Origin of the sequence: Pseudomonas sp. AL10 (assembly GCF_029960685.1) — a bacterium.
GTDB lineage: Bacteria > Pseudomonadota > Gammaproteobacteria > Pseudomonadales > Pseudomonadaceae > Aquipseudomonas > Aquipseudomonas lactis.
In genome coordinates this window covers 39,797-63,801 of sequence record NZ_JASBQZ010000002.1, presented here as the reverse complement: position 1 = coordinate 63,801, position 24,005 = coordinate 39,797, and the positions used below count along the sequence as shown (strand labels likewise).

Annotated in this window: 21 protein-coding genes; 1 reads left to right on the top strand and 20 read right to left on the bottom strand. The window is 56.0% G+C overall.

Translation table 11 applies throughout. From position 1 onward, the window contains the following. Nucleotides 1-91: 91 nt before the first annotated feature. The 4 genes from QK296_RS02850 to QK296_RS02835 form a co-directional block, all read right to left on the bottom strand. Nucleotides 92-742, bottom strand: coding sequence for a DUF799 domain-containing protein (locus tag QK296_RS02850; RefSeq protein WP_003187506.1), 651 nt, complete (start codon nt 740-742; stop codon nt 92-94). Beyond that, nucleotides 739-1,101 (bottom strand): DUF4810 domain-containing protein, encoded by a 363-nt coding sequence (locus QK296_RS02845; protein WP_003187504.1) that lies wholly within the window; start codon nt 1,099-1,101, stop codon nt 739-741. The genes QK296_RS02850 and QK296_RS02845 overlap by 4 nt, the downstream gene beginning before the upstream one ends. 29 nt (nt 1,102-1,130) lie before the next feature. Then, complete coding sequence (locus QK296_RS02840) at nt 1,131-1,811, bottom strand: CsgG/HfaB family protein (protein WP_003187503.1); 681 nt, start codon at nt 1,809-1,811, stop codon at nt 1,131-1,133. Between the two features lie 374 nt (nt 1,812-2,185). Continuing rightward, a complete protein-coding gene (locus tag QK296_RS02835) occupies nt 2,186-2,878 on the bottom strand; it encodes a hypothetical protein (RefSeq protein ID WP_003187502.1) in 693 nt (230 codons plus the stop codon). A 254-nt stretch (nt 2,879-3,132) separates the two neighbouring features. Here QK296_RS02835 and QK296_RS02830 point away from each other — a divergent pair, with 254 nt between their 5' ends. Then, entirely contained in the window at nt 3,133-3,390 is a 258-nt protein-coding gene (locus QK296_RS02830) for a hypothetical protein (protein ID WP_005783616.1), read from the top strand. Between the two features lie 38 nt (nt 3,391-3,428). Here QK296_RS02830 and QK296_RS02825 read toward each other — a convergent pair whose 3' ends face one another. From QK296_RS02825 to pgaB, 16 genes are all read right to left on the bottom strand, one after another. Next, nucleotides 3,429-3,725, bottom strand: coding sequence for a hypothetical protein (locus tag QK296_RS02825; RefSeq protein ID WP_146135763.1), 297 nt, complete (start codon nt 3,723-3,725; stop codon nt 3,429-3,431). Next, complete coding sequence (locus QK296_RS02820) at nt 3,722-4,114, bottom strand: SMI1/KNR4 family protein (RefSeq protein WP_106117644.1); 393 nt, start codon at nt 4,112-4,114, stop codon at nt 3,722-3,724. Before QK296_RS02820 ends, QK296_RS02825 begins: the two co-directional genes overlap by 4 nt. Nucleotides 4,115-4,324: 210 nt before the next feature. Then, nucleotides 4,325-4,696, bottom strand: a complete 372-nt coding sequence (locus QK296_RS02815; protein ID WP_232289401.1) for a hypothetical protein — start codon at nt 4,694-4,696, stop codon at nt 4,325-4,327. A gap of 1,312 nt (nt 4,697-6,008) precedes the next feature. Then, nucleotides 6,009-6,704 carry a hypothetical protein gene (locus tag QK296_RS02810; RefSeq protein WP_169856402.1) on the bottom strand — a complete coding sequence of 232 codons (696 nt, stop codon included), beginning with the start codon at nt 6,702-6,704 and terminating at the stop codon, nt 6,009-6,011. An 18-nt stretch (nt 6,705-6,722) separates the two neighbouring features. Further along, nucleotides 6,723-7,202 (bottom strand): hypothetical protein, encoded by a 480-nt coding sequence (locus tag QK296_RS02805; protein ID WP_169856400.1) that lies wholly within the window; start codon nt 7,200-7,202, stop codon nt 6,723-6,725. Then, nucleotides 7,199-7,411, bottom strand: coding sequence for a hypothetical protein (locus QK296_RS02800; RefSeq protein WP_146135666.1), 213 nt, complete (start codon nt 7,409-7,411; stop codon nt 7,199-7,201). Before QK296_RS02800 ends, QK296_RS02805 begins: the two co-directional genes overlap by 4 nt. Nucleotides 7,412-7,525: 114 nt before the next feature. Further along, on the bottom strand, nt 7,526-7,999 hold the full coding sequence (gene comJ / locus QK296_RS02795) for a competence protein ComJ (protein WP_192002149.1): 474 nt from the start codon (nt 7,997-7,999) through the stop codon (nt 7,526-7,528). Between the two features lie 348 nt (nt 8,000-8,347). Next, a complete protein-coding gene (locus tag QK296_RS02790) occupies nt 8,348-9,016 on the bottom strand; it encodes a hypothetical protein (protein ID WP_233453529.1) in 669 nt (222 codons plus the stop codon). A gap of 129 nt (nt 9,017-9,145) precedes the next feature. Then, entirely contained in the window at nt 9,146-9,502 is a 357-nt protein-coding gene (locus QK296_RS02785) for a hypothetical protein (RefSeq protein WP_073845478.1), read from the bottom strand. 146 nt (nt 9,503-9,648) lie between these two features. Then, nucleotides 9,649-10,050 carry a hypothetical protein gene (locus QK296_RS02780; protein ID WP_169856396.1) on the bottom strand — a complete coding sequence of 134 codons (402 nt, stop codon included), beginning with the start codon at nt 10,048-10,050 and terminating at the stop codon, nt 9,649-9,651. After that, a complete protein-coding gene (locus tag QK296_RS02775) occupies nt 10,047-10,226 on the bottom strand; it encodes a hypothetical protein (protein WP_169856395.1) in 180 nt (59 codons plus the stop codon). The genes QK296_RS02780 and QK296_RS02775 overlap by 4 nt, the downstream gene beginning before the upstream one ends. Before the next feature lie 437 nt (nt 10,227-10,663). Beyond that, nucleotides 10,664-17,929 (bottom strand): filamentous hemagglutinin N-terminal domain-containing protein, encoded by a 7,266-nt coding sequence (locus QK296_RS02770; RefSeq protein WP_282390560.1) that lies wholly within the window; start codon nt 17,927-17,929, stop codon nt 10,664-10,666. A gap of 30 nt (nt 17,930-17,959) precedes the next feature. After that, nucleotides 17,960-19,681: a ShlB/FhaC/HecB family hemolysin secretion/activation protein gene (locus tag QK296_RS02765; protein WP_281910866.1), complete on the bottom strand. Its 1,722-nt coding sequence runs from the start codon at nt 19,679-19,681 to the stop codon at nt 17,960-17,962. Between the two features lie 502 nt (nt 19,682-20,183). Beyond that, nucleotides 20,184-20,660, bottom strand: coding sequence for a poly-beta-1,6-N-acetyl-D-glucosamine biosynthesis protein PgaD (gene pgaD, locus QK296_RS02760; protein WP_003187480.1), 477 nt, complete (start codon nt 20,658-20,660; stop codon nt 20,184-20,186). A 2-nt stretch (nt 20,661-20,662) separates the two neighbouring features. Further along, a complete protein-coding gene (gene pgaC, locus QK296_RS02755) occupies nt 20,663-22,003 on the bottom strand; it encodes a poly-beta-1,6-N-acetyl-D-glucosamine synthase (RefSeq protein WP_014716391.1) in 1,341 nt (446 codons plus the stop codon). Nucleotides 22,004-22,005: 2 nt separating this feature from the next. Further along, complete coding sequence (gene pgaB / locus QK296_RS02750; RefSeq protein WP_282390559.1) at nt 22,006-24,003, bottom strand: poly-beta-1,6-N-acetyl-D-glucosamine N-deacetylase PgaB; 1,998 nt, start codon at nt 24,001-24,003, stop codon at nt 22,006-22,008. Nucleotides 24,004-24,005: the final 2 nt, after the last annotated feature.

Below are 24,005 nucleotides of genomic sequence, written 5' to 3'. Positions count from 1 at the left end.
CTGCGATAGCGGTGGGCCAGTGCTGGAAAGGCTGCCTGACACACCGCTATCGCAGGCAAGCCAGCTCCCACAGTTGAATGGCGTTGTTCTTTTAGTCCGTGCCGTATTTGGGGTTACGCGGGCCGTACAAGATGCCGGTGCGTTGCCCCGCCGACAGCAACCGCGCACTGGTGATACCGGCAATCGGGTGCGCCGCATCGGTAGAGCTGTTGATCACCTGCTTGACCGCCGCCGTGATCAACATGCCCACCAGGCCGCCACCGTTGTTGTTGCCCTCCTCGCTCGACGCCCGCGCAGAACCGGTCCACAAGGTGGTGCCAGTGCGCAGGTCCACCAGTTTGGCCGAGGCCGTCACTGAGGTGTCGCTGGAGATCAGCATGTACTGGGTGCCGTACTCGCTGATGGTGATGTACAGCGCCGCGTCCGCACCAAAGATGTCATGCAGCTTGGCCGGTTGTACGGCCTGGACATCGTTGGCGGTGGTCAGGCCGTTCTGGCGGAAAGTTTCGTCCACCAGGGCAATCGGCAACACGTAGTAGCCGGCTTCGGCCAGCGGGTAGGTGACTTGCGACACCAGGCTGTAAGACGCCTGCACTTCCGGCGATTCATTGATCGGCGGCAGTACCAGGATCGACTTGGGCCGCGCCTGTTTGTACGCCGAATAATCAACCGTCTTGGGCGCGGCGCAACCGCCGAGCAACGCCAGGGCCAGCAAGGCGCCGGTGAGTTTTAACAGGCTCATTTAGTGGCGACTCCGGCTTTGGCGTTTTTCAACAGAAAGTCCATGTACGCAGCAGACTCAGGGAACAGGGCCTTCTCGGTGCGAAACTCCTGCACCATCTGGTCGTCCTTGCCCATGTTCATGTACAGCATGCCCAGGTGCGCGTGGTAACCCGGCGGCGCCTTGCGGCCACTGGCGTTGATCTTCTGCAGGTCGCGCTCCAGTGCTTCCACCTGCGCTTCCTTGGGCTCGCCCTTGAAGTACTCGTAAACCTGCGGCTGGTAGCTCTCCCATTGATACAGGGGCTGGGGCGCCGTCTGGCACCCGGCTACCGTCGCGACTGCTGCCAGCGTCAGCGCCAATTTCACTGCCTTGCTCATCCGTGTACTGCTCCTTGTGGTGTGGCTGATCAGTTACGCGGGTTCCAGGCGCCGGCATTGATGCCGTCGACCAGGCGGTTGATCGCTTCGCGCATGGCCAGGTCGAGCACCTTGCCATTGAGGGTGGAGTCATAGCTGGCGGTGCCGCCGAAGCCGATCACTTCACGGTTGGACAGCGCGTACTCACCGGCGCCCTGGGTGGAATACACCACTTCGGAGGTATTGATGTTGACGACATTCAACGCAACTTTGGCGTAGGCCACTTGGGTCTTGCCACGGCCGAGGATGCCGAACAGCTGGCGGTCGCCGGTTTCTTTGCGGCCGAACTCGGTTACATCGCCAGTCACTACGTAGTCAGCGCCCTTGAGCTTCTGCACGGTGCCTTTGATTTTGGCTTCCTGGGAGATTTCACCCATGTTGTCACGGTCCAGCACGCTGAAGCGGTTGGTCTGCTGCAAGTGGGTGATGAGGATGGTCTTGGCCTGGCCGCCGAGACGGTCAACGCCATCGGAGAAGATGCCGCGCATGTAGCTGGAGCGGTTATCGAACTTACCCACGGCAATCGGCACACGCACGCCGGAATAGGCAACGTGGGCGCTGGCGACTTGCTCCACCGGCATCGCGCGGTTGCTCTCGGTGGCACAACCGGCCACGGTCAACAGCGCCGCGGCGGTGAGGCCCGACAGCAGGATTTTGGACAGTGTCTTCACAGGGTGCTCCTTGGGTGAGGAAATCAGCGTTGCTGGGTTTTCCAAGGAGAAAGGCAGCCTGAAAACGTGCTGGCCTGAATTCTTCCCTGAAAGACGGTGATGCAACGGCTGCGGCATTTTACGGGGTTGAGAGCGGTTCTCAAGTTGTTTCGGCCATAGGTGGGGGGCTTACCCTACTGCCGACCGCAATACTCAAAGCAACGAAGATCAAATGTGGGAGCTGGCTTGCCTGCGAAAGCGGTAATGCAGCAACAGATGCAGCGACTGACACACCGCCTTCGCGGGCAAGCCCGCTCCCACAGGGGAACTGCGCTTAACCCTGACTGGCATTAGCCCAAGCCCGCCCACCAACAACCCCCAGCCTTCGCACAGCCCTACTTGAGCTCCTTCACCAGGTACTGCGCAGAAATCTGCGTAATCCCGGTCAGCGCCCGGCGCAAAGCTTCAGGGTCCGTGCGGTAGGTTAACGGTGTATAGCCATAAACGTTCTGACCATTAAACGGCGTGACCGCTTCAAAGGTGCGCCAGATCATCTCATCGCCGCGATCCATCTGCGCTAACACGTTAAGGGTCGGATAAATCACACTGCTGAAACCCTGGGTCAGGCGAAAACCCCACTCAGACACGGTCAGCTGAATCTGCGCATCAGCCGGCTCATCATCGCCGACCACCTTGAGCGTCGAAGTCTTGCCCAACTCATCGACAAAGCCCTGCTTGAGCAACACGCCAACATCGAGTTTTTCCGCCTCCATCACCGTCAGAATAGCCACCGGCGTCGGCATCTCGGCCAACTGCCCGAGCTTCATGCCGCCGGCAAACCCGGCGCCACTCAACGCCGCAGTACCCAGCTTGGACGCCCCGCTGGCCATGCCAACACCCGCGCCAACCCCGGCCCCCAGGGCCGCGCCCCAGGCCTGTTCACGGCCGAAGTACACCATGTTCTTTTCCCACTTCACGGGCAGGACTTTGACGGTCTTGATCTGCGCGCGGTTTTCGGGAGTGAGGGGGTGGCTGACGCAGCCGCCGAGGATGAGGGTGGTGAGGAGAATGAGGAGGAGGTTTTTCACATTGGTCCTTTAATGTTTGGGGTGAGGCTTTCAGATTTGCATAGTCGTAGTGCGTTTGTTCGTGAGCAGTATGTCGGCAATGGGTGGCAAGACGTTAGTAGCTGCGTACACGCTCCGAAGCGGCGGCATTTTGATGCCTTGCGCGGGCTTGGTGGTGCGGCTTATAGTCCGGCCGTCACTCAAAAAGCGACCGGGTTTGGCGACCCGAAGAACGAGCCCTCAATAATCCAGAGAGCTTAATGATGAATCGATACATTCCCCTAACCGGCCACGACTGCACCGTCCCAGCCCTGATCATCGACACCCAGGCACCTCTCGACGTCCTTCACGACGCCGCCGTGCACCGCATTCGGGCCGTCACCCAACTGCTGGAAAACCTGGCCTTCCGCGAACAACTCAGCAGCGATGCCGTAGTACTTTCAGACTTCGCCCATTTGCTGGCCATTCCGCTGCGCGATGGGTGTGATTTGCTGGATGTCATCAGTCGCAGGCTTAATGCCGATCCGTCCTGAGTGAAAATCGGGCGGCCTTTGTGTCGCCCGCTTTGCGCTCAATTCCCTTGGCCACTCTCTTTACGATTTTTCAACCAGGACTGTATCCAAACGCCTACCCCAGTAGGTATTGCATAGGCAAAAACACCGGGTAACATATCTACGATTTCAGCCCAACTAAAGTCCCATACACCAATCTTTGAATAATTAACCAGCGCCCCCATGAGCTTTGCGATAACCCCCACCAACAAAAACAATAAAAACAGATAAATCAACAATAACAAAAACGCCTGCCACCTTGATCTAGGCTTAATCACTTTCCCTTCCCATTTCCTTCCCTTTTCTCCCAGAGTCACCTCAACAAACTATAAACAAACAAAGAAAATGTTTCACATAATTTCTTAACACTCATATCTGCAGAGTCTATTTTCACTACAGCCCATTTATCATTTTTATCAAAACCGACGCATCGCCCCTGCATATCATCACCAAAAATCATAACACTTTCGAATTGCGCCGCAGTCTCATCATCAAAAATATCACTTGCCTCTAGGAGGCCGTTATAAAGCATAAATCCGGCTGTTTCAATTTCCCCACTTCCGAACTCCTGCAAAAACTCCAAGTAATCATCAGGAGCATTTTTCTGCCCTACCTTTATTGCATTAAGACTGACATCATCTACAGCAGCCAAGCCATCAAGCAAATGCTCTTCTTTCTTACTCTTCAAAAAAGTTTTAATATCCACCTTCACCCCCTACTTTTTATCTGAAAAAATCTCTCTGGGCACACCTCCAGCACGATGTATTCCACCCTGATGCTGATCCGGAAATCAGAAAAAGGGGACAGATTTTTTTAATAGATTTTTCAACCCTAATTCAAATAAATCTGCTCCCTTTTTTTCCGCTCCCTTTTTTCACTTCTCTAGCAAGATCAAACAAACCGCCTCCTTTTGTTCTCAATTATCTTTTGGAAAATTTATCGAAAAAGCCGAAAGTAAAGTCTCAATAATTTTTCGATCTGCATCATTCTTCGCAAAACGCTTAAGCACTGGGACAAGATGATAAAACAATAACTCGAGCCTGCTAGGATCTTTGGGCAATGCATCGTTAATGCATGCAACCATTAACTTAACTGGCATAATTGACGCGAAGGTTTCATATCCTCTAGCGCTAGAGAACGGAATTTTCTTAAAATAATAATCCGCTAAACGTTTCTGCTCTGGTTTTTTCCAAGATCTATGAGGAAGGAGTAATAAAGCTTCACCCCAATTATCTGAAGTAAGCGGGTACCGGCTCAATATCCAAGCTGCCGCCTGATCAGAAGTCATTTTCGCCAACTCTTTACAGAGTGATATCAATCTTGAATCCATACCAAACTATTTCCTTGGATTAAATGAGTTTTCCGGTAACCCAGAGTTAGCCTTTAGAGTAGCAGGTGGCTGATAATGACCGGAACTATTATCCCATCTTGTTATTTTTCCTCGCTCTGGACCGTCATTATTACCAAAGCGTATAGAGCCGGCATATTTAACTTCCCCCCCACGCTACCCCAGATGGGTTGAAAATTGCTCATTCACATTTGGGCGGCTTACCTTGATAGTCCCATCCGGCAATGTGACAAAATCGTAAGAACCTGAAGGGGTAATTTTCCCCCACCTTGCCCTTGCAACCAATACCGGCCTGATTCGTCCTGGATAAGAGTTCTCACGGGCCGTTGCGAACAAAAGAACAAAAGGAACAAAAGGGGACAGATTTATTTAATATGCTCTTCAACTCTAATTTAAATAAATCTGCCCCCTTTTCTGCTCTAAAAAAAATATATCCTATATTCGACTCTTCACCGAAACGGCTCCATGCAAATAGATCTGTCCCCTTCGATCGCAGCTCCATTCGAAACAGATTTATTTTTTACTTAGCCATTTAAATAAATCCGCCCCCTTTTCTCTTCCTTTTCTCTCGCCCCCTTTTCTCTCTTTTCTTTTCCCTTAAAACAACAGTTAAAAGACATAACATCCTTTTACGTTAGAAGTTTCGTATCTCCATGACTTTATTAGCCGATCCGCAGCGACAAAAACCGAATATCGGCAATCTCTAATCCAAGTTATGTAATACCGCCTGCCTCCGTTTTCATCAACAACCTTATCAAAGGTCTTATTTTTATTTACAGGCGACCAATATGAGTCGCCACATCCTCGAGTGCAGTCTTTGTAAAGGTGGGAATCGAAATGAGTACCTACCCATAGATTCATTCCATTTTCCCAATTGGAATGGGAAGGTGCGCAGCCAGCCAAGGCCGACAATAATACTACCAAAAGCCATTTATTAATTTTCACGCTTTTTCTGCGACTCAATTGCTGGGCGGTACTTATCGTACAGTGCTCCATAATTTACAAGCAGAGCAGGCGGCATGCTGCCCAAATTTTCAAAAAACGACATATCAGCGTGTTTGTGAGCTTTCAAGTTAATCATCCAACCATCGTGCAATGTAGCAAACCCATTAAACCCTGGAATTTGGTTTAATATATTGCTGACTGGAGTACCGTGACAAACAGCAGAACAAAGGGGACATATTTATTTAATATGCTTTTCAAGCCTCATTCAAATAAATCTGTACCCTTTTCTCCCTACGCCTTATAGCGCCTATTGTTTCAAATCAGCTATTAGTTTAGCTATCACTAATTCGAAAGCATTCTGCAAAGCGCTACGGAGAGCTTCAGGGTTTGTTGAGTACTCTTGAGGTGTATACGCCTGGACATTTCCATCACTGAACGCTGTGACAGTTTCGAAATTCCTCCAAACTACTGCGTCGCCGAGCTTCATGGTCGCTACAATGCCCACTGTTGGATAAAGCTCTGCACTGTAGTTTTTCAAGGCAAAGCCCCATTCGGACACGACGAATTCTATATGCGCATCGGCCCGGCCGCCCTCCGGTTCAACTTTGAATAAATGCCCAGCACTGATCCGTGCCTCCAACAGTTGTTTGAACAACTGCCCTGGATCTATTTCGTTACGCTGCAAGTTCAACAAAATTGCCTGCCGTGGACTTGAAGCTCCACCATCAGCCACTTTCGCGCCCGCTACCACACCCACGCCAGCCATAGCACTGGTAGCGACTTTGGACGAATCCGATGCCATTCCCACAGCCGCCCCGGCACCGGCACCTAAGCCGGCCCCCCAGGCTTGATCCATGCTGGTGTACTTGAACTGCTGCTCCGGGAATGAGGCAAGCAACACACTGACAGTTTTGATTTGCTGGCGGTTTTCAACGCTCAGATCTTTGGTTACACAGCCACTTAACACAAACAAACCAAAATAATAAATTATTAAATTTTTCATATTTATTAGCCAGACCTTTCAGTCCTCCCCCTCCACGGCTATAAAAACAAGAAATTCACTTTCAACAACATCCGAGGGGATAGACCTGTAAACAAAAATCTCATCTCCCAAATTCAAAATAAAAAGACGTTCTTCACAATCAAATGAAAAACCAACACCCACAACCCTATCCTCCACTGAGGATTTCACCAGAATAGCTGAAGACAGCGTTTTGTTTATAACATTACTAAAGCAAGCATCGTCGGACATCGACGCAATTACTTGCGCGCCATACTCTTGCATATCGCATTCGGTTAATGGCTCCACGGATAGTCCTATCGAAGCCCCATCGCTATCGCAAAATAAACGGCCAGGAGTGCTTCCTTCAAAATGGAAACGAATCTCTTGTGGAAAGCCATGCGCCACCGAGCCTAACTTATGAATCAGTGCGTCCACCGACAAAAGCCTTTTGCCAATGACAAGTATAAGCCACGCCTTCAACGAAGAATCTTTCATCATCTAACCTTCCCTTCCAGCGCACTTTTTACTGATGGATTTTGGTTGACGCCATCTTTCAAAATCGTCACAAACGTACCATTCGGCTTGGTCACCACGACATCATTGCCTTTAATTCTAAAATAGACATTGCCTCGCGCACCATTAGCTCCCTGCCCCGCGAAGGTCCCAGGGATAACCTTTGTGGCGTTATTCCCAATATCGTTAATCAAATCTGTAACAAATTTACGATCTGCGGCACAAGACAAAAGGGGACAGATTTATTTAATAGGCTTTATTACCGCTATCTCGAATTAAAATAAATCCGCCCCCATTTCTCCGAAATTTTATCCCGCAGGAACCGCACCGATATCAAACTCACCTTGCGCGTCAATTTCGGCGTCTGCTCTCAACACCTCAAAATCGCAGTCCCCTAAATTCAAATGGACATTTATTTCATACACTCCACTTGAGGAGGGTCTTATAAATTCGACTTGAAGAGAATAATCTCCTTCAGGCAGTTCTAGAGGAACCGTACTCGAAATACTACCAACCTCAATATTTCTATCTATTACCGAGAAGGGAACTTTAAAGGCCCGAACCACGTCTGCGCTTATAGCGGGCACTTGTTCGTTAATGAAAAGGCTAATTATATGGTACCCTTCGTCAACCAAAGCTCTAAAAGAGACACTCCCTAACCTCCACGCAAATCCTTGCGCATAACTACGAACACTCCAATCATTGTACGGCTGATCAAGCGAACTCAAAAACACGCAAAATTGCGAATAAGACAAATATATAATTTCTCTAAACCTAGCCATTAGTTCACCACCTTAATTCCGACCTTCTCACCATCGCGAATGAAAAGGGGACAGTTCTATTTAATAACTGGCATTTAGGGAGAAGATCAGCAATTGTGCGATTATGTTGCATGTTCTTGCGCTATTTCTGGCTATCCCGCTGAGGGACGGGTGTGATCTGCTGGATATTACTGGACGAAAATTAAACGCGAAGATCTAAAGCAGAATCTGGGCAGTTAACTCATAACTGCCCGACCGACTTACAAGAAACCATTTTGTTAAAGAACCACCAAAACAGAACCTTTACACCAACTCAACCAAGCCCAATCAAAACTGTAATATATCAACCAATTTGACCAGACAAAAAAATCAAACCACTAAGCTCTTTAGTCGCTCACCCGCACTGAGTAGTTCGTCGGCAGAAAGCGGAGTATAACTAATTACAATCAAAACCCCCTCTTCAAACTCACACACTTCTTCTACATAACCATTCAACAAATCAACAAGTTCAAGCGGCCCTTTTCCGAAGGCGCGAAAACACAATTCCTTATCGAAATAATTCGCCGCATTTATACGGAAAACGCCATCCCTACCGTTAACGTCTTTTTTTGTAGCATCACAAGCTTCCAACACTAAAGGCCAATCGCTCCTCGTAACATTCCAATCATGTAAAGCTGAGCGATAGGAGCCAAACGCCTTTATATAAACAGGAAAAACAATCTTCAACAAATATGAATAGTCGACTTTGGAGGCTGTGAATTCAATAAATAGCGTATCATCAAACTGCGCATCATCCTGGAGATACTTCTGATCTCGCAGAGCATATGAAATTCGACCTTTAACGCCGACTGGAAGTAGCTTATCCAATGACACCGAGGTCACCAACTCGCTTCCAATAGGGGGGACTTCAAAGGCATCGTTCAAATTCCACGGAACGCCCAAATCGCCTATAGCTCTCAAAAAATCTTTATGCCTCTCTTCGATAGACTCTGAAACACTAGGCCTATGTCGAAATTCGAGTTTATATGTGGTAATCACCGTGCCACCCTTACAGAAATATTTTTGATATTTGGCTCATTAAGTATATCTATTAACAAAAGGAGGGCGATATATTTAGTGCACCTTCAAATTTTAATTTAAATAAATCTGCCCCCTTTCCTTTTCAACTTATTCATCATCCCAAAACTGCCCCGGCGGCGCATAGTTGCCATCTTCCAAGATGCTGCACCATCCAAAAAGCCTATAAAACATTTCAAGATCCAATATTTGGTAGATATCAATATCAACTTTTTTTAACGTCACCCGACCGTGTGCATAGTGAGAGTATTGCCCACCTACCCCACCTATCGCTCTTTTTTCAAGTTCTGCACGATCCCACTCCAGAACGGTTCCTGCAGCTTCTGGCAAAGGGTCCAAAAATTCAATTTCAAACTCCGTTGCAATTTTGCAAATGCAAGGAATCAGCCTTTGCTCGAGCAGGCTGTGGGTTAACAAATTCTCGGGAAACTTAATGCTTAATTTCATTTCAGAGCATCCTTTGGAACAACAACATAACCTGAAAAATTCTTCTAAAGAATAAAGGGGACAGATTTATTTAATAGGGCTTTACCGCCATCTCGAATTAAAATAAATCTGTCCCCCTTTACTCTTTTATTACATTCTTATTATTTCTATGCACTCAAGACAAACGAACTCACATCACCAAAATTCAAAAACTCTTGAAAACAAGAAGTAACGACACCTATATCTCTAGTTATGAAACTCGCCGGGTAATAGTCGCCCAAAATCTCAACTGAACTTGCCCCCATCGACGTATTATTAAGAGTATGCACGACGTACTCACCATCTTTAAGGTATTGATTTAGCATCAAAAGATAATTTCCAGAATCAGCGTAAAGATTGATTTCATACGGTCCATATTCAGGCGTCGGTGAAATAGACAACGAAGCGACACCGTCAAATTTTCTATACTTGCTTATAATGGACTTCACATCTTCCAGGGACGGTTGGCGAACAAGAGGGATTTGCAATCTACCGTGTTCAGGATTAAGTGTATACCCTCCAATTATCATCTGTTTTTCTCCTTAATGGACTTCATGCCTGTCTCCCAGTAATAGTTTTTCGGAAGTCCCGTTTTATCATCTATAGCTTTCACGGTGAGCGATTTCAACTCAGCTTTTTCTGCGGCAGCAGCAATGTCACCTTTGCAGAAACCGCATACATCTTTTCCTGCGACCGTCATGGACATGTCCGCCCCCGCAGTTTTACCAGAGCTATAACAAAAGGAGACAGATTTATTTAATACGCCTTCCAACTCCAGCCTAAATAAATTCGCCTTTTTCTTTATGTATATCACCCTAAAACAAATAGCAACTTTCTAAATTATTAGTTTCATACTTCCATGACACTATCCTACTTTCCGGAGACACAAGCACCGAATAGCGGCAATCCCTAATCCAGGTTATGTAGTAGCGCGTCCCGCTGCTTTCTTTTACTAACCTATCGAACGTTTTTTCTTTGTTAGCGGGGGACCAAAATGGCTCAGTACATGTATGGGGCGTGCGCGAGCAAATGCTGTATACGTGAGATTCAAACGTGGTACCTACCCACCCATCTTTACTGGATACCCACGCAGACCGTGACGGCGCGCAACCCGCAATCAGAAATACAACTACCATTATTACGCTAATTTTGCTCACGCTTTCTCTCCGATTCTATTTGTGGCCGATACTTGTCATATAAAGCACCGTAATTAGTCATTAAAGCTGGAGGCATACTGCCCAAATTTTCAAACAATGACATTGGCGCGGCTTTATAAGCTTCAAGGTCAATCATCCATCCATCATGCAGCGTGGCAAACGCATTAAACCCAGGTATTTGATTGAGCATATTGCTGATGGGGGTCCCATGGCATACCGCATAGAAGCTTTCACACTCAATGGCTTTATTTAAACCAATATTCTTCCCTTCTCGCATCACATCGTCTGTGTACTGCCTCGGAACGAAACCGTCGGCTCCAGCCTCATATGCTGGCCCTGTGTCCCTATCGACTCCTGGCCGGACATCAGGCCCGCGACCAGCAGAGAACTCATAGACCTCCGTCATCGCTCCGGTACCCGCAATCGTCAGCCACGACTTTTTATCTGAACCGCTCAGCACACCTTTCAACGTAGTATTCGCTGTATAGGCCTTGACTCGCTCAGCGTAGCTCACCGTTTTGTAGTTACCGTCGGAAGTCAACTCACGTCCCCAGCCATTGGTAAATGCCGCACCAAAACCTGCAATTGCCGCTCCCGTTGCATAGCCTTTCAATGCATCAGCACTGGTTACATCTTCCAATACCTTCCCAAGGTTGCCCTTGTTATTGATTGTGCTGGCAGCTGCAGTGCCGGCCATTGAAGAAAGCGCGGTTGTGACCATGACGTTGCCCCAACCTGCTGCGGCCACGCCCGTCGCTGTGCCCGCCGTCACCATCGCCGAACTACCAGCCGCCGCCATGGCTGTACCGGAGCCCGCACTGGCGCCCGCCGCTGCGCCTAGTGGACCGCTTGCTGCGCCTGCCGTCAGTGCCGTCACGACGATAATGATAGCCAGCATCGCGCCCTGCCCGAGGCCCGAGTGGCTGTACTTGAAGGAATCGTGGACCTCCTGAACCTGACGCCAATCAACATCACCACGCTTCTCGGCGTCCTTCAACCAAGCCAACTGCGGGTCCGCTTGGACCATTACATCAATGGTTTGAGCAACAGTTTTTTGATCGATATGGTTGAGGTCCACCTTCAGGCCATTGACAGCTTGGATCGCGAACTTGCCCTGTGCAACAACCTGAGTCTGGCGGAGAGTTTCATCAGTGCTTCCTCGCCCGGAAGAACTCGTCCAGGCCAAATCGTTCTTGCTTTTGGTGTGACTTTCTTGGTGCAGGTCTTTTACCGCCTCGAATGTCACCGATCCACCACTCAGGATGTTGACATCCTTGCCGCTGCTTATATTGGCGCGCTGGTATAACTGGTCGCTGCCGCTTATCAAGCCTATGTCGCCACCGGCTGTGATTTGAGTACCAACGTGCGTAACCTGCGTCACCTCATCACGACGGGTCTGTTTATTGCCCCAACCACTGTTCTTTTTCATGTCATAGAGGGTGTAGGCGCTATTTTGCCCAGCCAACAGACCCAGCCGACGGTCGCTGTACAGGTACGCCTCATTTCCCGCGCTGATTTTGCTCGCCACCAGTGTCGTGTCACGCCCGGCCTGACTGGTGAAGTCCCTGCCTGCCGTCAATACACTAGCCTCCTGCGTTACCTGCTCGTCCGACGTTTTGATGCGTTTCTTCCCGTCCTTTTCTCTGCCCTCAACCTTATGCGTCTCCCCAACGGACGCAACGTTGAAATCGCGAGCAGTCTGGATGTTGATGTCCTTACCCGCCGTGGCATTGCTGCCGATGATGTTGACGTCTTGCCCGGCCTGCATGTTGAGGTTGCCGCCCGCCGTGACACTGGCGGCGAGGTTTTTGACGTCGGTGGTGATGCTGGATTTCTCGCCGCCGTCGCGGGTTTCGTGTTTGACGCTGGTGTCGCTGGCGGCGATGAGGTTGAGGTCGCGGCCGGCGGTTAAGTTAGCGTCGTTGCCCGCTACCAGTGCGCCTCGGTTGGTGAGGTCGCGGCCGGCGTCGATGGCGAGGTTTTCGCGGGCGACGATGGTGCCGGCGCTGGTGTCGGTGAGGGTGCGCATGCCGGCGCCGTCACGCACCTGGATGGCGGTGGTTTCGTTGGTGATGTCGCCTTTGAGGGCCGTGAGGCTAACTTGTTTGCCGCGGATTTCGCCGGCCATGGCGTTGCGGATGCTGTCCTGGGCCAGCAGGTTGAGGTTGTTGCCGGCTTCGACCAGGCCACCGGTGTAGATGCTGCCGCTGCTGATGGCGGAGAGGTTGTTGCTGGCGCGCAGGGTGCCGACGTTGATCAGGTCGCCGCCGGTGACCAGGTTGAGGTCGCGGCCTTGGATGAGGCTGTTGCCGCGCACGTTGCGCGAGTCGGCCTGGGCCAGGTACAGCACCGGTACGAGGACGGTCTGGCCGTCGATGACGCGGTTCTCCATCCACACGATGTCGTGGGTCAGGGCGCCGACTTGCTGGTCGGTGAGCGCCACGCCCAGGCTCAGGCGCAGCGCGTCTTTGCTGGCAAGGCCGTTGTCCATCAGGTAGCGGAACTGGTCGGCGTCGCTGTACAGGCCGCCGGCGAGGAAGCGTTGGCCGGTTTGCGCGAGCACGGCGTCGCGGATCAGGCGGGTTTCGTACTGGCCGTCACCGAGGCGGCGCCAGGCGTTGTCGGCAGTGAAACCGAGTTTGCCGAGCATGTAGTCGGAGCTGAAGAAGCCCGACACCGAGGTGAACTCGGGGTTGGTCTCGATCAGGTAGTGGCTGGTGGGGTCGGCGTTTTTGACGAACAGGCCGTATTCGCCCTTGGGCAGTTGGAAGGTGGGCGAGGTGGTGGGGTCGACCGGGGCAAACGCGGTGCCGGTGTAATCCACGGGCACGAAGCCGCCACCAGGGGCCACGCCCACGACGGGCAAGACACTGCCGGGCGCCTGGGCGCTCGGGTCGTTGGCGTGTTTGCTCAGGTTGATGTTGATGCCGCCGACGGGGATGCCGGTCTGGTCGTCGCCGAGGGTGCCGGTCAACTGGGCCAGGGTGTTGTTGTGCAGCGTGCCGTTTTGCAGGGTGCGGGCGACGTTGAGGTTGACCGTGCCGCCCGCTTGCAGGGTGGCGTCGTAGCCGGGGCCGCTGTTGTTGGTCCAGGTGGTGACGTCACTGGCGTAGGCGAACGGCAGGCTATTGGGTGAGCGGCTTTTGAGTTCTTCGAAGCGCGCCTTGTCGAAATTCCCAGCCGCCGTGGCCGCATTGAACGCGGGCACATCAACATATTGCATGCGTTCAAACAAATCGTCGGAGACGTGACCTGGCGTGCCGATGACAAGCTTGCGCTGGCCCGTGCGCGTGGCGGCGCCCTGGTTGAGCAGGTCACCGGCAGTGATGCTCAGGTCGCCATTGGCGGCCATCAGGCTGTAGCGGTTCTGCACCGTGTCGCCTTGCAGCAGCATGTTTTTGCCCGCCACCAGGCGCGCCGCTACCGAGTCCTTGGTCGCCGCCTCGAGGTACGTTTCGTAGATGGTGATCTCGCCACGTTCCCAGTTGTCGCTCTCGCCGCAGTGCTGGCCACAGATCCAACTCAAGCTGCCGGTGGTCAGTGTTTGCCCGAGTTCGAATTCATCTTTGGCGTTTTCGATAAAGCCCGCATTGATGCCGATCGAGCCTTCGCTTTCCACGGTGCCGGAGCGGTTGCTGAACAGCACGGCACGCCCGCCATCGCGGGCGGCGAAGCTCAGGTTGCCTTTGCTGTAGACATCGCCATAGCTGTTGCTGAAGCCATTGCTGCGCAAGGTCATGTCGCCGCCGCTGAACAGCAGCGTGTTGGCGGCATTGGTGATGCCGTTGACTGCGGTGAGGTTCACCGCGCCCTGGGCACCGAGAGTGCCACGGTTGTTGATTTGCGCGGCGGCGATGTCCAGTTGCTGGCGGGCGGTGAGGAAACCGAGGTTGTCCAGGGTGCCGCCCAGGGTCAGGCGGGCATTGGTTGCGGCCAGGCGGCCGCCGTTCTGGCTGAGGTTGTTGGCGGCGACGGTGAGTGTTTGCAGGGCCGAGACGCGGCCGCTGTTGGTGATATCGCCGGTGGTGATGCTGATGTCACCGTCGCTGAGCAGTTCGCCGCCGTTGTCCAGGCTGGCCACGTTGAGGATCAAGCCCTTGGCGCTGGCCATGCGGTCGCCGGCCTGGAGGGCCAGCCCTTGGTCGCTCTTGTAGGTGAGCACATCGTTGAGTTGCACGCGGCCCAGGCCGTCGACCTTGCCGAATGCCCAGTCGGCGCTGCCCATGCCCTGGATATTGCCCTGGCTGCCTTCGAGGCTGGCGATGTTGAGGTGGAACAGGCCGGTGCCGGCGTGTTGCAGCATCCCGTTCTGGTTGTTGAGGCTGGCCGCGTCAAGGCTGAAGGCCTGGCTACCGAATTCGAGGGTGCCGTTCTGGTTGTTCAACGCACCGCTGAGGTTGACGCGGCTGCTGGCGCCGCCCAGGGCACGCAGTTGGCCGTTGGCGCTGTTATCGAGGTTGCCACCAGTGAGGGTCAGGCCCTGGTTGGCTTCAACCAAACCGCCCTGGTTGGTGAGCGTGTCGCGTGAGGTCAGGTTGATCTGATTGCCGCTGATCTGGCCCGCGCTGTTGTCGAGGCTGGCGCCGCTGACGGTCACTTGTTCTTTGCCGAACAGCTTGCCGCCACGGTTGGCCAGGGCTTCGACAGTGAGCTGCAGGTTGCCGACCAGGCTTGCCATCAGGCCGCCGCTGCCGTTGTCGACGTTGTTGGCGGTGACGGTCAGGCTGTCGCCCTGCACAGTGCCGCCCTGATTATCCAGGCGGGTGGTGTTCAGTTCGGTGAGGGCGCCGCCGCTGAGGATCAGGCCCTTGCGGTTGCTCACATCCTGGCCGCTGTAGCTCAGGCCTTCGGCGCCGGCCAGCAGTTGGCCGTTGTCGTTGTTCAGGTGCTGGGCGGCGATGTCCAGGCGCTTGCCGCGCAGGGTGCCGCCGTCGTTGTTGAGGGTGGTGAGCTGCTTGACCAACACGCTGCGTTCGCCCGCGTCGATCTGGCCACCGACGTTGGTGAGCAGGTCGCTGACCTTGAACACCACATCACCGCCATCGCTGACCAGCGCGCCTTTGTTGCTGTTGTTGAAGGTCTGCGCGGTCACGTCGACGGTCTGGCCCAGCAGGATGCCGGCGCTGTTGTCGAAGCGCTCGCCTTGCAGTTGCAGCAGGCCCTCGCTCTGGATGCGGCCCTGGGCGTTGAGCAACTGGCCCGGGCCTTTGAGCAGCAGGCTTACGCCCTGGGCACCACCGGCCAGCAGGCCGGCGTTGCGGTTGTCCAGGCCCGAGGCGCGCACGTCGAGGTGGTCACCCAACACGCGCCCGGCACGGTTGTCGATGTCGCCGCCGGCCACGTCGAGCAGCAGTTGCTTGCCGACGATCGTGCCGCTCTGGTTATCCAGGTTCGCGGCGTGCAGTTCGATATCGCCCTGCCCGGCCTGCAAGCGGCCCTGGGCGTTGTTGAGTTGTTGTGCGGCGGTGAGGGTGAGCTTGCCGGTGTCGGCGCTCAGTACGCCGCCTGCGTTGCTGCTGAGGGTGCCGGCCGTAACGTTCAGATCGGTGCTGGCCTGGGCGAAACCCTGGTTGTTGTTGAAGGTGTTGGAAACGGCGAGGTTGAGCGCGCCACCGTCAGCCTGGATCAAACCCTTGAGGCTGTTGTCAAGGTTGCTGGCAGTGACGGTCGCGGTCTTGGCCACCAGCACGCCGTTCTGGTTGTTCAGGTTGCCGGCGTTGACGGTCAGGTCGTTGGCGATGACTTGCCCGCCGCTGTTGTTCAGGTCGGCACTGGTGAGCACCAGGCTGCCGCCGGCCATTTCGATACGGCCCTGACGGTTGTCCAGGGACGCGCTGTTGAGCGTAGCAGCCTGGCCTTCGCCGAAGCGGATCAGGCCGCCGAGGTTGACGATGGCCGGCGAGTTGATCGCCAGGCTCTGCTCGCCAAACAGGCGAGCGCTGGCGCCCTGGTTGGTGAGTTTGGCGCTGCTGACCTCGACGGTCTTGGCCTGGATGATCGCGCCCTGGTTGGTCAGCGCTTGTGCGGCAGTGATCGCCAGGGCGCGGCTGGCCAAAAGGTTGCCGCTGGTGGTGACGGTCTGCGCGTTCACCACCAGGTCGCCCGTGGTGTTGCGGCTGTTATCGGCGGCGACGCCGGCTTCGATGATGCCGGGGTTGTTTACGCTGGCCGCGTTGATCTCGATGCGCTGGCCGGCGGCGATGCTCTTGCGGTTGACCAGGGCCTGGGCGCTGGTGACCTGCACGTTGCCGTTGGCGTAGACCTTGTCGGTGAGGTCGACGTTTTGCGCGGTGACTTTGACGTTACCGGTGGCCGCCGTTTGCGCCATGCTCAGGCGCCCGTTGGCGTCGAGCTGAATATCACCGCCACTGGCGGCCAGGGTGCCGTCGAGCTTCACGCCCACGCCGGCTTCGGTGCCCACCAGTTTGATCGCGCCGGCATACATGCCGCCCAGGGCCGAGGAGTCGATTGCCAGCTCGGGCTTGGCGCTGCCGTCATCAGCACGGGCGGTGGTTTTCAGGCTTTGCGCATCGACGTCGTTGCGCCCGGCGATCACGTTGAGTTCGCGGGCGTTGATTTGTGCGTTGATCTTGGCCGAGCGGGTGATGATGTCGAAGCGTTCGACGTTACTGGCGTTCAAGCCTTCGCCGTCGATGGTCACGGCGCCGCCATCCACTTCATAGCGCTGCAACTGGCCGCTTGCGTCGAGTACGGGTTTGCCGGTGGTGAGGGTGACGTTGGGGGTGTTGATAAAGCCGCAACCGCTGCACGTCACGCCGTACGGGTTGGCCACGATGACCTTGGCCGACTGCCCCGCCACTTCGGTATAGCCGCGCAACTGGCTGGGGCTGCCGCCGTTGACTTCGTTGAGGATGACGTTCGCCGCGCCGCCCTTGAGGTTGGGGTTGCCGACGATGATCCCGCCCAGCTGGGTGTTGACCATGGCGCCGTTGCCATTGTTGAGAATCACGCCGTTGGGGCCGACGTTGTAGTCCTTGAACTGGTTATGGGACAAGCCCGCGCCATTGGGGGTGGCGATGTTGACCACCGGCACGCCATTGCCCGCCGCGCCCACGGTGGTGCCCGGCGCACTGACCACGATGCCCTCAGCCTGGGCCAGCAGCGGCTGCCAGAACAATGCGTTGGCGAGGATCAACGCCAGCCCGCGCTTGGGCAGGCCGAAGAACGCGTCCCGGCGCTTCAGGGCGGCAGAAGGTTGGCGGGCCAGGAAGGCGAATTGGCGAACATCCATTGTCAGGCTCTCATGCAGCGGGGCGTTGAATTACAGGAAAAAATCCATGCGGAAGTAGATCGGCGCTTCGCGCTCGGTCACCACACCGGGTCTTTCTAACGAATGGGCAAAGGTCACGCTGGTGCTGACGTGTTTGCCACGGGCGAACAGCTCCAGGGAGTTACTGGACACCCGGCCATGCACGTTGCCGTTGTAGCGGTCGTTGCGGATCACGCCTTGGTCGTAGCCGACGCTGGCGCCGTACTCGGCGAAGGCCGGGCGCATCCAGTCGAGGGTTACCGGGCGCGCCCAGCGCACTTCGTTGCGCCAGTAGCCGCCGCTGTCGCCGGTCAGTAATTGGTCCTTGAAGCCACGCACCGAGGCCGAGCCGCCGAGGCTCATGCGCTGCGGCGAAAACAGTGGGTCTTCACTGCGCTGCCCGGTGGCCAGGCTGCTGAAGCTGAACGACTCGCCCCACAGGCTGAACGGTTGCAGGTAGCTGACCGTGGCGGTGTATTTGCGGTAGCGCGAGTTCGGTTGGCGACGGCCTGCTGGGTCACGCTCGTCCTGGGCCTGGGCGTCGAGCAGGCCGATGCCGCTTTGCATGCCCAGGTCCAGGTTGACGAAGGCACTGCCGATGCGCCGACCGTGGTTGACGCCCAGTTGCAGTTCGCTGAGGCGGTTGCTGCTGGGCGCGGTGCGCACGTCGAGGATGTAGTTGTTGGTGCGCAGGTGCGCCAGGCCGACGTTGACCGAGGTCTTGCTGACGTCATCGCGGTGGATCACCCGCTCGGCGCGCAGTTGGTGGTTCTGGTTGTCGCCGTCCTGCTTGTATTTGAAGCCGTCGGTCACGCCGTAGGTGCGGTAGTCGCTTTCGCTGTAGGTGTAGCTGAAGTTCCACCAGCCCCAGGGCACGTTGTAGTAGAGCATGGTGTTTTTCGAGGTTTTCTGGTGGTCGCTGATGGCGTCGTGGCCGCCGCGCAGCATCAGTTGGTCACCCAGGCCCAGCGGGCTGTCCCACTCAAGGCCAGCGCCCCATTGCTGTTCGCCAGTGCTTTTCTGCCCGTCGTTGTTGCGCGACAGGCTGGCGCGCCAGGGCTTTTGCGCGGTGTTCTTGACCACCACGTCGCTGCCGCCGATTTGCTTGCCGGGGGTGAGTTCCATCTGCGCTTGTTTGGACGGCAGGCGGTTGAGCTGGTCCACCAGTTGCTCGATTTCACGCAGGTTAAGTGCTTCGCCGACTTTGCCGGGAAAGGCCATGGCCAGTTCGCGGTCGGTCACCGTGCTGCCTTCGGCGCTGCGCAACGCTTCGAGTTTGCCTTCCACCACCAGCACTTGCAGATGGCCGGTGGAGAGGTCTTGCTGCGGCAGGTAGGCACGGCTGGTGACGCGGCCTTTGCCCAAGTAGTAGTCGGTGATGACCTTGAGCAGCTCGTTGAGCTGGGACACGCCCAGACATTGGCCGATATAGGGCTTGAGCAGGCGCTCGCGGTCGGGCGCCGGCAGGCTGTCGGCGCCTTTGAGTTCGATGGTTTTGATGGGGAAGCAACGGGTGTCAGCCGGGGTTGCCGGGGCTTGAGGCTTGTCCGCTTTGCCGGGCAGGTCCTGAAGCTCCTGGAGGCGCCGCTGCTGCTCTTCGAGCAGGCGGTTCTGCCGGTCGCGGATCAAGTCCTGATCGCCAGGCGTGGGGGCGGCGGATGCACTGTTCAGGCCCACGCAGGTGAGCAGGAAGGTGCAGAGCAATAACCGGGTCCATGGCAATAACGAAGACATGTTCGATCCATCGAAAATCAAGGGCCGCGAAACTAACATCGAACTTCCAGCTCGCCTAGAAACGGGCGAAGTGGGGCCGTTCGACTGATTAGTTTTCTAACCTGTTGATTATTAATAATAATTTTTCATCAAAAGAGTTTAAGTCGGGCACTTACAGTGATTATTCCGACAAGCGGCAACTGTTTTGATGGCGATTCGACGAATGACTTTCCGACTGCCATTACTTAGCCATCAGGTGTTCGTCGAGTTAGGTTAGTACCGGAGAAGGGGGAAAAGTTCGCGGGGGTTTTGTGAATTGGATCCCATTTATCGGAATTCCAACAAGAGGAGTGAACCACTGCACGCTATGGGTGGAAATACTACCTGTGGGAGCGGGCTTGCCCGCGAAGGCGGTGTGTCAGTCACTGCAACTGTTACTGCACTATCGCTTTCGCAGGCAAGCCAGCTCCCACATTGGATCTTCATTGCTTTGGGCATTGCGTTCGCTGAACTGAGCTGGAGTCTAGCCAATGCCCTTGTCTTTGTCGGGTACCAGGGTCAGGCCGGGGCGTTCGACGTCGCGGGAGACGTGGGATTTCACTTCTTCGACGCCGCCTTCTTCGTCGTTGTGGATCACCAGCACGCCAGGGCGGCGCAGTTGTTCGAGGTCGCCATCGCCCAGGTTGAAACTTTCACTCAGGTGCTGGTCGCTCAGTGCATTGGCTTCGGCGCGGCGCTGGGCGAATTTGCGCCCGCGATGCTGCTGATAGCGCGCCCAACTGATCAGGATCACCGCATTGAACAGCGCGATCCACAGGTAAACCTGCAAGGTGTTGAGCGCAGCAAAGATCGGCGCCTCGATGCGTGGGCCGCCGTGGGTTTCAAGCATGGCGCTGATGCCTCGCGCCAGCAACCAAATCAACCCACCCCAGGCCAGCAGGGTCAGCAGCACATCGACGATCCACATCAGTGTGTTTTGGCGAGTTCTGACCAGTTTCATAGTCACGCCTCCTCTTGTGCAGGTTTGATACCGCGGTCCGGGCTGACCCAGCGGGCGCGTTTCTGGTGTTGGTTGAACAACACCTTGGGAAAGCTGACCAGGGTGGTGAGCAGGCTCACCAGCCAGAACACCATCGGGTACCACACGGTCCAGAACAGGGTTTTCCACAGGTCTTTTTCGTAGCGCCGGTCGATCAGGATGCTCACCGCAAACTGCAGCAGGCACACCATCGCCAGCACCAGGCCGGTGAACGCGGGCGGCACCAACGAGCTCACGGTGATCGCCGCCGGCAGCGTGACGAATTTACCCACGGCCCAGAAGATCACCGACAGCAGGAAGGTGAAGGCCCAGCCGGTGGACAGGCAGTATTCGAACAACAGCGGCCACAGGTAGCGGTGGCGCCATTGCCAGATGCCACGGATGTTCTTGAACAGCACTTCGGCGCCGCCCTGGGCCCAACGCAGGCGTTGCTTCCACAGGCCGCCGACGGTTTCGGGCATGAGGATCCAGCACAGCGCGCGCGGCTCGTAGAAGATCGCCCAGTGATCGAGTTGCAGCTTCCAACTGACATCGATGTCCTCGGTGATCATGTCGGTGCTCCAGTAGTCGATGCGGTCCAGGGCCTTCTTGCGAAACGCCACCACCACACCGGAGACCGTGAAGATCCGGCCAAACACCCGCTGGGTACGCTTGATCAAACCGATGATCGAGGAGAACTCGCCCACCTGCACCCGGCCGATCAGGGTGGAGCGGGTACGAATGCGTGGGTTGCCGGTGACGGCACCCAGGCGCGGGTTGTCGAGCATCGGCGCGACCATGTAGGCGGCCGCGTTTTTGTCGAGCAAGGCATCGCCGTCGATGCAGACCAGGTATTCGCTGCGGGCAGCCACGGCGCCCATGCGCAGGGCCACGGCCTTGCCCTGGTTCTGCGCCAGGTGCAGCACGCGTAGGCGCGGGTGTTGCAACGCCAGGGCGTCGAGTACTGCGGCGGTGTTGTCGCTGGAGCCATCGTTGACCGCGATCACTTCGATGTTCGGGTACACCTGGCCGAGGGCCGCATCAATGGTGTCGGCGACGTTATCGCCCTCGTTGTAGCAAGGGATGATGATCGAGATCAGCGGCTCGCCGGCCAGGGTCGGCGCCGGCGTGTCTTCTTCCCAGGGCCAGTGGCGTTCCCAGTGCAGCCAGAAGTACAGGCCACCGGCGATCCACAGCGCCGACATGAACAACGGGTAGAAGAACACGAAGTCCATCAGGAACTGCCCGGTCACCAGGAAGATCAGGCCCAGGGGCAAGCCCAGTACCAGTGCCAACACGAATAGAGCCAGGATTCTGTCAACCATGATCAAGGGTTCCATTGGTTGGAGAGGGCCGGACGAATGGTCTTCAAGTCCGGGGAGTTTTCCAGGAAGTTGTCCGGGTAGTAGCCGAAACTGGTGACGCCCTGGCGTTTGAGTACACCCATCCACTCTGCCAATTGCTCAGCGCTGATATCCGGCGCGGCTTGGGTGCGCCAGTCTTTGGCTTGCAATTCGAAGATGGTTTTTTCCATGGCGCCAGGGCGCGTCTTGACCGTGGCGATGAGTTTTTCCAGCCAGGCGTTGGAGGTTTTCACTTCCTGGCCTTCCATCAACGGCATGGCCATCGGCGCGGTCCAGTCGTAGGCCTGGAGGAAGTCATCGAGGTTCTGCGCGAACCAGGTTTCGCTGCCAGGGTTGAGCATGGGCTCGGCGAAGATATTGCGCGCCGTCAGCACCTGCGGGCCACGGATGGCGCGGACCTTGGCGGTGAGCTCATGGGTAAAGTCGATCAGGTAGCGGCTTTTGAAGCGGGTCCAGCGCTGCATCACGGCAGGGTCAGCCCGCAGGGCGGCGATGCTGTCCGGCAAACCTTGGGCCGCATAGGCCTTGAGCGCTGCGGGGCTGGCGTCCTCGAAGTCGTTGAAGACCGCGTCATCGTGGTAAAGGATGCCGTCAATCGGCCCTACACGCGCCAGGTCTTGGTAGATCTCACCGATGATCTGCCGCACCTTGGGATCAAACGGCGACAGGCGTTTGTATTGATCCGGGTCGGGGCCGACCTGGCCGGTTTTCGGGTCCCAGCGGGTGACACGCGGCAACTTGGGGTCCAGGGCAAAACTCAGCACCGGCATCCAGGCGTACACACTGGCATGGGCACGGGTGTGCAACTGCCAGGCGACCCGGTTGAACAGGTCGGCCCGCATCGGCAGGTGGCGGTTGGGGAAGTACAGCGAATGCACCAGGCCGTCGCCCTTGGGGTCGGCAAAGGCTTGCAGGAAGACGGTGCCGGCGCCCATGTCCACCACGCGCTGAACCAACACGTCGAGGTTGCGCGCCTGTTGGGCCGGGTCGGGGTCGTACACGTTGTCCAGGTCTACGTGCAGCACGCGCATCGGCGCCTTGGCCTGCACGGCCACCATGCTGTTGGCAAAATGCTCGCCGTCCGGGTCGGAGGCCACCAGAAAGCGTGGGCTGTTCATCAGGTTGCCGAGGTCGTCGAGGCCATCCTCCAGGGTCAGCGCCATTTCATAGCCGTGCTCGCCGACCACCGCCAACGAGGTGCCATCGGCGGCCCCGTACGGCCACACCCATACACGCGGCGCCTTGCCGGTGACGGTGCGGATTTTGTTGGAAATCGCGGCGACGTCAGCCCGCATACGTGCCTGGAACTGCGCTTCGCTTTCGTAGCCGTTGGTCTTGGGGTCAAAGCTTCGCGTGGTGGCGGCCGGTTCCAGGTTGCCCTGGGGGTTGGCGAGGATGCCCTTGTGGTTGGCATCGGTGTGGGCGGCAATTTCCACTAGGCCCGACTGGGACACTTCGCGAATCTGCTGCCACGTCAGGAATTCTCCGCGTGGTCGTGGTGTACCGGCAAAATCCACCGGTTGATTCAACGGCGTGTCGATCCAGGACCCCACCGGCGCCAGCAATGCAGGCCAGTGGTAGGCGCGCAGAATCGGCATCACGAGGGTGTAGAAGCTGGAATAACCGTCATCGAAGCTGAGCATCACCGCCTTGGGCGGCAATGCCGGGCCGCCGCGCCGGGCTGCCAGGATCTGGTCGACGCTGACCGCCTGGTAGCCGTTTTCGCGCAGCCAGGCCAGCTGCTCGATCAATCGCTCTGTGCGCACCGCCACCACGGCTTGATCGGGGTCGCGATCTTCCACGTCGTGATAGGCAATGCCCAAAAAGTGGTTCTTCGGCCACGGCGCTTCGTTGGGCGCTATCGGCCGTTCGGCGGGTGGGGTGTAGGGCGCGGGTTGTTGGGCGCAGGCGGCGGCCAGCATTACACCCAGGACCAACAAGCAACGGCTGAGGACGGTCATGG

Excerpts from the sequence above, each read along its gene's own strand:
- QK296_RS02775 (WP_169856395.1), bottom strand. The coding sequence starts at position 10,226 with ATGTCCATGACGGTCGCAGGAAAAGATGTATGCGGTTTCTGCAAAGGT.
- QK296_RS02805 (WP_169856400.1), bottom strand. The coding sequence starts at position 7,202 with ATGATGAAAGATTCTTCGTTGAAGGCGTGGCTTATACTTGTCATTGGC.
- pgaD (WP_003187480.1), bottom strand. The coding sequence starts at position 20,660 with ATGAAACTGGTCAGAACTCGCCAAAACACACTGATGTGGATCGTCGAT.
- QK296_RS02845 (WP_003187504.1), bottom strand. The coding sequence starts at position 1,101 with ATGAGCAAGGCAGTGAAATTGGCGCTGACGCTGGCAGCAGTCGCGACG.
- QK296_RS02780 (WP_169856396.1), bottom strand. The coding sequence starts at position 10,050 with ATGATAATTGGAGGGTATACACTTAATCCTGAACACGGTAGATTGCAA.
- pgaB (WP_282390559.1), bottom strand. The coding sequence starts at position 24,003 with ATGACCGTCCTCAGCCGTTGCTTGTTGGTCCTGGGTGTAATGCTGGCC.
- QK296_RS02850 (WP_003187506.1), bottom strand. The coding sequence starts at position 742 with ATGAGCCTGTTAAAACTCACCGGCGCCTTGCTGGCCCTGGCGTTGCTC.
- QK296_RS02770 (WP_282390560.1), bottom strand. The coding sequence starts at position 17,929 with ATGGATGTTCGCCAATTCGCCTTCCTGGCCCGCCAACCTTCTGCCGCC.
- comJ (WP_192002149.1), bottom strand. The coding sequence starts at position 7,999 with ATGGCTAGGTTTAGAGAAATTATATATTTGTCTTATTCGCAATTTTGC.
- QK296_RS02810 (WP_169856402.1), bottom strand. The coding sequence starts at position 6,704 with ATGAAAAATTTAATAATTTATTATTTTGGTTTGTTTGTGTTAAGTGGC.
- QK296_RS02815 (WP_232289401.1), bottom strand. The coding sequence starts at position 4,696 with ATGACTTCTGATCAGGCGGCAGCTTGGATATTGAGCCGGTACCCGCTT.
- QK296_RS02765 (WP_281910866.1), bottom strand. The coding sequence starts at position 19,681 with ATGTCTTCGTTATTGCCATGGACCCGGTTATTGCTCTGCACCTTCCTG.
- QK296_RS02785 (WP_073845478.1), bottom strand. The coding sequence starts at position 9,502 with ATGAAATTAAGCATTAAGTTTCCCGAGAATTTGTTAACCCACAGCCTG.
- pgaC (WP_014716391.1), bottom strand. The coding sequence starts at position 22,003 with ATGGTTGACAGAATCCTGGCTCTATTCGTGTTGGCACTGGTACTGGGC.